6 protein-coding genes are annotated in these 9263 nt (G+C 71.2%); all 6 read right to left on the bottom strand.

Annotation, left to right across the window (positions count from 1 at the left end; all coding sequences use genetic code 11):
* A partial coding sequence (locus ACIPW5_RS22805) for a condensation domain-containing protein (RefSeq protein WP_401247747.1) occupies window positions 1-1925 on the bottom strand: 1925 nt, incomplete at its 3' end.
* Between the two features lie 98 nt (window positions 1926-2023).
* Window positions 2024-2929: an NAD(P)-dependent oxidoreductase gene (locus ACIPW5_RS22800; RefSeq protein WP_401247745.1), complete on the bottom strand. Its 906-nt coding sequence runs from the start codon at window positions 2927-2929 to the stop codon at window positions 2024-2026.
* A 47-nt stretch (window positions 2930-2976) separates the two neighbouring features.
* Window positions 2977-3741, bottom strand: coding sequence for a glucose 1-dehydrogenase (locus tag ACIPW5_RS22795; RefSeq protein ID WP_401247744.1), 765 nt, complete (start codon window positions 3739-3741; stop codon window positions 2977-2979).
* Entirely contained in the window at window positions 3738-4757 is a 1020-nt protein-coding gene (locus tag ACIPW5_RS22790) for a Rieske 2Fe-2S domain-containing protein (protein ID WP_401247742.1), read from the bottom strand. Before ACIPW5_RS22790 ends, ACIPW5_RS22795 begins: the two co-directional genes overlap by 4 nt.
* A 41-nt stretch (window positions 4758-4798) precedes the next feature.
* Window positions 4799-8098, bottom strand: a complete 3300-nt coding sequence (locus ACIPW5_RS22785; RefSeq protein WP_401247739.1) for an amino acid adenylation domain-containing protein — start codon at window positions 8096-8098, stop codon at window positions 4799-4801.
* Window positions 8095-9252, bottom strand: coding sequence for a pyridoxal-phosphate-dependent aminotransferase family protein (locus tag ACIPW5_RS22780; protein ID WP_401247737.1), 1158 nt, complete (start codon window positions 9250-9252; stop codon window positions 8095-8097). The genes ACIPW5_RS22785 and ACIPW5_RS22780 overlap by 4 nt, the downstream gene beginning before the upstream one ends.
* Between the last annotated feature and the right edge of the window lie 11 nt (window positions 9253-9263).

The following is a 9263-nucleotide window of genomic DNA, read 5'->3' as shown; positions in this document are numbered from 1 at the left end:
CGGGTCACCAGGTCCACGAGAGCGGCCTGGAGCGCCGCGGGATCGATCGTGCCCGTGAGCCGGAGCACCACCGGCACGTTGTAGGTGCTGTTGGGACCTTCCAGTTGTGCCAGGAACCAGAGTCGGCGCTGCGCGTACGACAGGGGCACGACATCCGGCCGCACCGCCGGCACCAGTGCCGGCCGGCTCCCTGTCGGACGTGCGGCGGCCACCCGCTGTGCCAGTTCCGCCGGCGTCGAAGCCTCGAAGACGTCACGGATCCCGACCTCGACCCCGAACTTCGCCTTGATTCGGCCCACCAGTTGGACGGCGAGCAGCGAATAGCCGCCGACCTCGAAGAAGCTTTCGTGATCCGCCACCGCAGGCGTGCCGTCGGCCCGCACCGGCAGGTCGAGGAGGTCCGCGTACACCTCGCGGAGCTCCCTCGTCAGTTCCCCGAGCTCCGGCGCCGTCGCCGTACGCCCGGTCTCGGCATCGGTCGGCGTCGGGGCCTCGGGCGCTGTCAGGACCTCTTGCTCGCCGCGCAGCCTCTCCTCCTCGGAGAGCATCGCGGGCTCGTCGATCCGGTCGTCGGGCTCTGCCATCAGACCCGCCAGCAGCCTCAGGTACCGGTCGGCGAACCGGCGCACGGTCGCCTCGTCATAGAGTGCGGTGGAGTATTCCAGCTGGAGACGGGGCTGGTCGCATCCCATGACGACGGTGACGGTGAGGTCCACCTTCGCCGTGCCCGTCCATACCTCCTCGTGTTCACCGCTGCCGAGGAGCCCAGGACGTGCGTCGTGGCGCGGCGTACGGTCCTCCGCCGAGAAGATGATCCCGAACAGCGGATGCGGGCCTGAAGGATCGCGCTCGGGGCGCAGGCGTTGCACCAGGGCGTCCAGGGGGACGTCCTGACGGACGAAGGCCGCCAGGGTGGTGGACCGCACCTGACGGAGCAGCTCGGTGAAGGTGGGAGTGCCCGAGAGATCGGTGCGCAGTGGCAGGGTGTTGACGAACAACCCTATGAGGTCGACGAGGTCCGGACGCGTGCGTCCCGCTGCCGGCACGCCGACGATCACGTCCGAGCGGCCGGTGGACCGTTGGAGGAACGCCGTGAACGCGGCGAGACAGACCATGAACGGACTGCAGCGCTGCTCCCTGGCCCCGGCCCGGATCCGCTCCTCCAGGTCCTTGGGCAGGGGCACCAGGCAGGCGGCGCCCATGTGGTCGGACCGGGACGGCCGAGGACGGTCGCCCGGGAGTTCGAGCGGCCCGCCGACCCCGCGCAGGCGCTCTTCCCAGTGTTCGAGCTGTTCCTCGAGCCCGTTGCCGTCCAGACGCTCGCGCAGGCCCCGCGCGTAGGGCCCGTACTGTGTGGGCGGAGGTGGCAGGGGGCTCGGCCGGCCCTCTGCGAAGGCCTCGTAGTGGGTGTCGATCTCCTGGTGCAGGAGCTCGCGGGACCAGCCGTCGAAGACGATGTGGTGCGCGGTGAACAGGACGACGTGGTCCTGCGCGGCGAGCGTGACGAGTTCCACGCGCAGCAGCTGCCCGAAGGCCAGGTCGAAGGGGCGTTCTCCCGCGGCCCGCAGCGTCCTGGCGAGCAGCAGGTCCCGGTGCGCCTCGTCGGTGTCGGTGAGGTCGGTCTCCCGCCACTCGGGAAGCCGGCCCTCGTCGATGATCTGTGACGGGACACCGTCCGTGCTGGTGAAACGCGAACGGAGGGCGTCGTGCCGGCGGGCGGTCTCGTCGACGGCCGCGTGCAGGGCGGCCGCGTCGAGGGGGCCGCGTACACGCACGGCCCACGGGATGCTGTAGAGCGTCCGGCCCGGCATGAGCTGGTCGAGGAACCACATGCCGTGCTGCGAGGGTGACAACGGATACCGTGTCGCGGCCGAGGCCCGCGCCTGATCGCCGGTGCTGCCGGGTTCCCGGTCAGTCCCTGCCATGGAAGAACATTCCCTTCGTCAACTGCGTGGTGGGCACGGGGCCGGTCGGACGGTTCCCGCGTCGTGCTTGCTCGTGTCCGCCACCGGGGGCGGGTGGCTCAGTAGCCGAATTCGAGGGACACGGTGTTCCGCAACTCGCGGCCCTGCGCGCGGCGTTCGATGTTGTCGCGGACCAGATCCGCGAAGGCGGGCCACGAGTACGGCAGATCACCCGCGCAGTGCGCGGTGAGGAAGCAGTTCTCCAGGTCCCACAGCGGATGCCCTTCAGGGAGCGGCTCCGGATCCGTCACATCGAGCGCAGCGGCGCCGATCCGCCGCTCGCGCAGCGCCGTGACCAGGTCGTCGGTGACGACGAGTCCTCCGCGCGCCACGTTGACCAGGCAGGCGTCCGGGCGCATCGCCGCCAACACGTCCGCGTCGATCAGGCCGCGCGTCGCGCCGGTGAGTGCCGCGGTGAGTACCACCACGTCGGCTGTCGCGACGACTTCCAGCAGCCGGTCGGACGTGACGACGCGCGCCGCTCCCGCCACGGGCTCGGCGCGTCGGCGTACGACCGTGGCCCGGACCCGTAGCGGGGCGAGCAGTCGCAGCAGTGCCGCCGCCACCTCACCGGCACCGACGATCACCACATCGGCGTCGTACAACGACCGCGGCTCCTGCGGGGACCAACGCCCCGCGCGCACCGAACGGTCAGCGGAGCGCAGAGCGAGCATCGACAGCATCAGCGCGTGCTCGGCCACCGGCTCGGCGAGCACTCCGCGCGCCGAGGTCCAGCGTACGTCGGGCCGCATGGAGGGGGCGTACTCCTCCACACCCGACCACGGCAGCTGTACCCAGCGGACGTGCGGCATGCGGGTGAGTTCCGTGGTGAGCGCCTCGGGGTCCGAGCCCAGCCAGACGAGCGCCTCCGCGTGTTCGGGCCGGACCTGCTCGCAGGGCGCCTGGTCGAGGGCGGTTCGCAGCACCGAAGGGAGGGGCTGCGGACGTACCGCAATCCTGATCATGGAAGTTCTTCCTCGTCGGGAGTGGCTTTCGTATGGGCAGGGCGCGGTCACATCGCGATGCCGCCGTTGGGGCTCAGCAGCCACCCCACGTAGTAGTCGGCTTCCGCGGAGGCCAGGAAGCAGACGCTGGCCGCGATGTCCTCGGGCCTGCCCCAGCGGCCCGCCGGGATGGAGCGTTCGCGTTCCGGGTTGTAGGTGACGGGGTTGGCGGTGAGCATGGGCGTCTCCGTCATGCCGGGGGCGATCGCGTTGACGTTGATGCCGTGGGGGATCAGCTCATGGGCGAGCGCTTTGGTCAGGCCGATGACCCCGCTCTTGGCCGCGCAGTAGTGGACGAGCCGGGCCTCTCCGGTGAGGGCGAGGTCCGAGGAGATGTTGACGATGCGCCCGCGACCACTCTCGATCATGTCGGGAACCACCGCGCGGGTGACCAGGTAGACGCCCTTGAGGTTGGTGTCGACAACCCGGTCCCACTCGGCCTCCTCGAGCTCCGTGACGGCAGCACGAGAGATGACGCCGGCGTTGTTGACCAGGATCCCGATCGACCCGAAGGCCTCGTGGGCCGTCGCCACCATCCGGGCGACCGCGTCCGCGTCTGACACGTCGGCCTCGACGGCCAACGCCCTGCCGCCCTCCGATTCGATCGCCTCGACGACGGCACGGGCCGGCCGCTCCGTGCGCCAGTGGTTGACGACCACGGCCGCGCCTTCGGCGGCCAGGGCGCGGGCGGTTGCCGCGCCGATCCCGGTGGCGGCGCCGGTGACCAGTGCGACCTCTCCCGCGAACCGGGGTGCGTGGACGCGCCCGGTCACCGAGCCTCCAGCCCCTTCTCCTTCGCGAAGGCCTCAAGGAGCTCGACGTAGGTGCGCCGGTAGGCGATGGAGTACTTGTCGGCAGGTGCGTGCGCCTGGCTGCGTATGTCCAGGGGCGCTTCGCGCGGCTCCTGGTTCTCCACGATGGGGAAGTCCTCTTCGAAGATGATCCGCTCGTACTCCCACATCTGCTCGATGGACACGCCGTGCTCCTCCGCCACGATCCTGTCGATCCCGACGACCCAGAACTCCCTCACGCGCAGGCCGTCTTCGGAGATGGGCGTGGCGAACTGCGCGACGAGTCGACGGCCGCCGTCGGGGAACGTGGTCCGGATCCACGCGAACATGGGCAGGGAGAGGTGGTAGGTGAGCGTCTGCCGTGTGCCGAGTGCCTTGTTCCCTTCCAGGGCCGTGCCGCCCAGGTCGGTGGACAGCTGCCATTCGAGGTCCCAGCCGTCGCGCCGCACCTGGTACGGGGCCACGACACGGCGCACGTCGGGCCCCATGCTTCCCTGGTGCACGAAGGGGAAGTGGCCCATGTCGCGGAAATTCTCGGTGAGTTGCCGCATCCCGCAGTCGAGGTCGTTCGGCTCGCCGAAGGCGAGCTGCCACTCGACCGTCCCCACGTCGGCCAGTGCGGGCAGCGGCAGGTAGGGCTCCTCAAGACAGCTCCAGACATGGCCGTACGCCTCTGCCACCCGGTAGGTCTGGAGCTGCGTACGCACCGGAGCGCTTCCCGCGGGCAGGGAGGGTACGTGCGTGCACACACCGGTGCCGGCCGAGAAGATCCAACCGTGGTAGGGGCACTCGAGGCCGCCGTCCCGGATCTCGCCCATGGACAGGTCGACGCCGCGGTGCGGGCAGGCGGCACGGGCTACGGTCATCGTGTCCCCGACCCGGTACACCACGAGCTTGGTGCCGAGGATGTTGGCCTGGACCGGCCGGTCGGTGACGTCCTCGATCCGTGCGATCGGGAACCAGGTGTGGCGCAGGAGCTGGTACTCGAGCGGGTCCATCGTCTTCTCTCTTCGGTAGTGCTGGTACTGCCGGGCACTGCTCAGGTGTTCGGCACCGGCTCGGGCGGGCCTTCAGCTCCAGGCGCCCCTGGGCGCCCGTGCTCCAGGAGCGAGCGGCACGCGGCCGCGAGCCTGGCCGCGGTGTCCGCGTCGATGCGGGCGGTGCGGTGGTCGAGGCGTCCTTCCAAGCGGTCCGGGTACTCCGTGACCGTCAGGACGAGGTCGGTGTGGGCCGTGCCGGTGGGCAGGTCGCGGGCAGGGCCGAGGGCCAGCCCGGGCCATTCCACGGCCTGTGACGTGTCGCGTTCGTAGTTGAACAGGACGTTGAAGAAGGGGTTCTCGCCGACCCTTCTGCGGGTGCCTGCCGAGGTGTGCGCGATGATGCGGTCAATGGGTACGTCCTGGTGCGCGAAGGCGTCCAGGACGCACTGCCGCACCGCGTCGAGTTCCTCGTGGTGGGTCATGCCGTCGTGCAGACGCGGCCGCATCACCAGCGTGTTCACGAACATCCCCAGTACGTCGCGGAACTCGGGCAGGCTCCGCCCCAGGACCGGCGTGCCGACCGCCACGTCCTCCCGCCCGCTCTCCCGCCGGAGCACGGACAGGAAGGAAGCGAGCAGTACGACGTACGGTGTGACACCGGCGGCCGCGGCCGCGCGCCGCAGATCGGCGGGCGAACCGAGCTCGAACGTGACCGAGGCCCCGGTCTCGTCCCCCAACCCGCTTCGGCTCCCGGCCTCGTGCACGGCCGGCCACAGCGGCGTACAGCCGTCGAGCTGATCACGCCACCAGTCGAGCTGGGCCGCGGCCTCGGGATCGTCGAGGAACGCCGTCTGCCAGGCGGCGAAATCGGTATGCCGGGTCGTGGTTTCGACCTGCTGCGGGTGCCGGCCGGGTGTGGTGAGTTCCCGGCCGTAGGCGTCGGCCAGCTGCTCCAGGAGCACGTGCTGCGAGCGGCCGTCGAGGACGAGGTGATGCGCCGCGCACACGAGGAGGTGCTCCTCGTCCCCGACACGGAGCAGGCTCATCCGCAGCAGCGGACCCTTCGCGGTGTCCATGGGCGTCCGGCCGAGTGCCTCTGCGCGTCGCAGGGCCTCCGCCTCGGGGTCGGGGGCCTCCCGCAGGTCCTCGATGGTCAACGTGGCGGGCGCGCCCGTGACCTGGGCCGGCTCGCCGTCGACGTTGGCGAACGCGGTGCGCAGCGCCTCGTGCCGGCGGACCAGGACGTCGAAAGCGTTCCGCAGGGCGGCGTGGTCGAGGCGGCCCGAAAGGCGGCACAGCCAGGGGGTGAGGTAGAGGGTACTGGCGGGAGCGAGCAGTCCGTGGAACCAGATCCCGCTCTGGCTCTCCGAGAGGGGGCCGAGCACCGGCAGGCCGCTGAGCGCTCCGAGCCGCTCGGCGAAGTCCGCCCGGCGGGCCTTGGCCGAGGCGAGGCCGGGCAACGGTGCGGACTCGGTGCCCGAGGGCGTCGCGTCCACGACCGCCGCGAGCCGGCGCACCGTGGTGGCGGCGAACACGTCCCGGACCTCTGGATGCCGGCGGAGGTCGCTGCGGATACGGCCGAGGACGCGGTGGGCCAGGAGTGAGTCGCCGCCGAGGGAGAGGAAGGGATCGTCGGCACCCACCTCGTCGATGCCGAGGAGTTCGGCCCACAGCGCGCACAGGTAGGCCTCCGAGCCGGTGCCCGGTGCCCTGTAGGGCACTTCCAGGCCGGGGCGTGTCCCGGGAGGCTCGGGCAGGGCTGCCCGATCGATCTTGCCGTGGTTGTTCAGCGGGATCGCGGCGATCCGTACGTAGGTGGCGGGCACCATGTACGCGGGCAGCTCGGACGCGAGTGCGGCGCTCAGATCGGCGTCGGTAGGCGGTGCTGCCCCGGGGTCGGTGGCGGGCACCACGTAGGCCACCAGACGGCGGTGCCCGCCGGCGCTCTCGGCCAGGGTGACGACGGACTGCCGTACGCCGGGGTGGCGGGTGAGCGCCGATTCGATCTCTCCCGGCTCCACCCGGTATCCGCGGATCTTGATCTGGTCGTCGACGCGGCCGATGAACTCCAGGTTGCCGTCCGGCCGACGGCGCACCCTGTCTCCGGTCCGGTAGAGGCGTGACCGGTGGGTGTCCGGGGCATCCGGCGCGAAGGGATCCGGGACGAATCGCGCGGCCGTGAGCTCGGGCCGGTCGTGGTAGCCGAGGGCGAGCGAGTCGCCGCCGACGAACAGTTCTCCCTCCGCCCCCTCGGCGACCGGGTGCAGGTCCGGGTCCAGAATGTGCACCCGAGTGCCCCGGATCGGCTTGCCGATGGGCAGGAGCGCCCCCACGGGTAGGCGTGCCCCGGCGGGCAGGGTGTAGTAGGTGACGGTCGCCGTGTATTCGGTCGGACCGTAGATGTGCACCAGCGGTACCTGGAGGCGCGCCCACAGCGGCAGGAACTCGGGGTGGCAGCGCTCGCCGGACACCCCCACCAGTCGCACGCGGGTGGGGAACCGCGCTCCGGTGTCGGCGAGTTCACGGACCACGACGTGCCACAGCGCGGTGGTCAGGATGAGTGCCGTCACCTCGTGGCGCCGCAGGCACGCCATGAGACCGTCCACCGTGGACAGCCGTTGCCGTTCGGCCGGTATGACGACGGCTGCCCCGTGCACCAGCGGGGGGAAGAGCTCCTCCAGGGATCCCGAGAAGCCGGCCGAGAGGTTCACGAGGAACCGGTCCCCCGGCGCCAGCCGGAACTCCTCTCCGGCTGCCAGAGCGAGATTGGTCAGGGCCCGGTGCGGTATGAGAACCCCCTTGGGCCGCCCGGTCGATCCCGAGGTGTAGATGACGCAGGCGGGGTCCTCGCCTGCCGGTGTCCTCGGCGGGACCCGCCCGGCTGCCCGCTCGTGCGGGCCTTCGCCCCGTGCCACGTCCGGTTCGTGGACGGGGACGAGGCAGGCGGAGCGGGCCGGACAGCTTCCGGCGGTCTCGTCCGAGACGACGACGTGGCTCAACGCCATGTCGGAGGTGATGAACTCCAGGCGCTGGGGTGGGTAGTCGAGGTCGAGCGGGACGTAGGACGCCCCGGTCGTCAGAATGCCCAGCAGAGCGACCAACAGGTCGGGGGAGTGCGGCAGACAGACCCCGACCCGGTCACCCGGCCCCAGCCCCAGGGCTGCGAGCCGGCCCGCCAGCCGGGCGGCGGCATCGGCGAGCTCCCCGTACGTCAGCCGCTGGCCGTCGCCGAGGACCGCGAGCGCGTCGGGACGGCGGGCCGCCTGCTCGGCGAAGAGCTCGGTCAGTGGCCGCAGCGTGTCCGCCGCGGAGTCGTCTCGGGCAGCCCTCGCCGTGTCGGCGGTCGAGGAGGGCGTCATACCGCATCCGCCGATGTGTGGAAGGTGCGCAGCGCGGCCGCTACTCCCTCTCCGACGACGAGGTCGTGTCCGGTGTCGCAGAGCGACAGCTCGAGGGCGCCGAGCGCACTCAGCACGTCGAAGGCGTCGACGTAACCGCAGTGGCCGATCCGCAGGACGTGACCCGCGAGCGCGCCGGGACCGCCCACGAACTGCACGCCGTGTCGCACGAACGCCGAGCGGATGAGGGCCTCGACATCGATGCCCCGGGGCAAGCGCACGGCGGTGACGGACCCGGCACGGTCGTCATCCGTGCCGTACACCTCCAGGCCCATGGCGCGCACACCGGCCCGGGCCATCCTGCCGAGGACGACGTGCCGCCGCAGGACGTTGTCCAGGCCCTCCTCCAGGATCTGCCCCAGCGCCACGTCGAGCTGGCTGAGCAGGGTGATGGCGGGCGTCCACGGGGTGTGCGCCAGCGCGCTCTCGGTCGTGGCGCGCACCTGGGTCCAGTCGAAGTAGAACCGGGGCAGCGTGGCCTTCGCGTGATGCCGCCAGGCGTTCTCACTGATACTGGCGAAGGCCACACCGGGCGGCGTCATGAGGGCCTTCTGGCCGCCCGCGACGACCACGTCGATGCCCCAGTCGTCGGTCCGCAGTTCACAGGCCCCCAGACCCGAGGCGGTGTCGACCACGCTCAGGACGTCCGCGGCCGCCCGCCCGAAGGCCTCGATGTCGTTGACGACGCCCGTCGAGGTCTCGCAGTGCACGGCGATGGCCGCCGTGATGTCGCCGTGCTCTGCCAGTGTGCGGGCCACTTCGCGCATGTCCACGGCCTCGCCCCAGGCAGCGCCCACCTCGGTGACCCGCAGGCCGAAGGCGCGGCACAGCGTGGCCCATCGGTCGCCGTACACGCCGTTGACCGCGACCAGGACGTGGTCTCCCGGCGAGAGCAGGTTCTGCACGGCCCCTTCGAATGCGCCGGTCATGCTGGAGGTGAAGACCAGGACGCTGTTCTCGGTGCGGAACATCTTCTTCAGGTTGTCGAGGATCCGCCGGAAGACAGCCGCGTATTCGGGGGTGCGCTCATCCTCGATCGGTCGCACCGCGGCCATGGTGACCGCGGGCGGCAGCGGCGTGGGTCCCGGGACCATCAGACGGTACTTGGGCAGCATGCGTGGGCCTC

Source organism: Streptomyces sp. NPDC090077 (genome assembly GCF_044747545.1).
In the GTDB taxonomy this organism is placed as follows: domain Bacteria; phylum Actinomycetota; class Actinomycetes; order Streptomycetales; family Streptomycetaceae; genus Streptomyces.
This window is presented reverse-complemented; position numbering and strand designations above follow the sequence as displayed.

Bases quoted from the DNA above. Each gene is read 5' to 3' on its own strand.
- ACIPW5_RS22790 (WP_401247742.1), bottom strand. From the start codon at position 4,757: ATGGACCCGCTCGAGTACCAGCTCCTGCGCCACACCTGGTTCCCGATC.
- ACIPW5_RS22785 (WP_401247739.1), bottom strand. From the start codon at position 8,098: ATGACGCCCTCCTCGACCGCCGACACGGCGAGGGCTGCCCGAGACGAC.
- ACIPW5_RS22800 (WP_401247745.1), bottom strand. From the start codon at position 2,929: ATGATCAGGATTGCGGTACGTCCGCAGCCCCTCCCTTCGGTGCTGCGA.
- ACIPW5_RS22780 (WP_401247737.1), bottom strand. From the start codon at position 9,252: ATGCTGCCCAAGTACCGTCTGATGGTCCCGGGACCCACGCCGCTGCCG.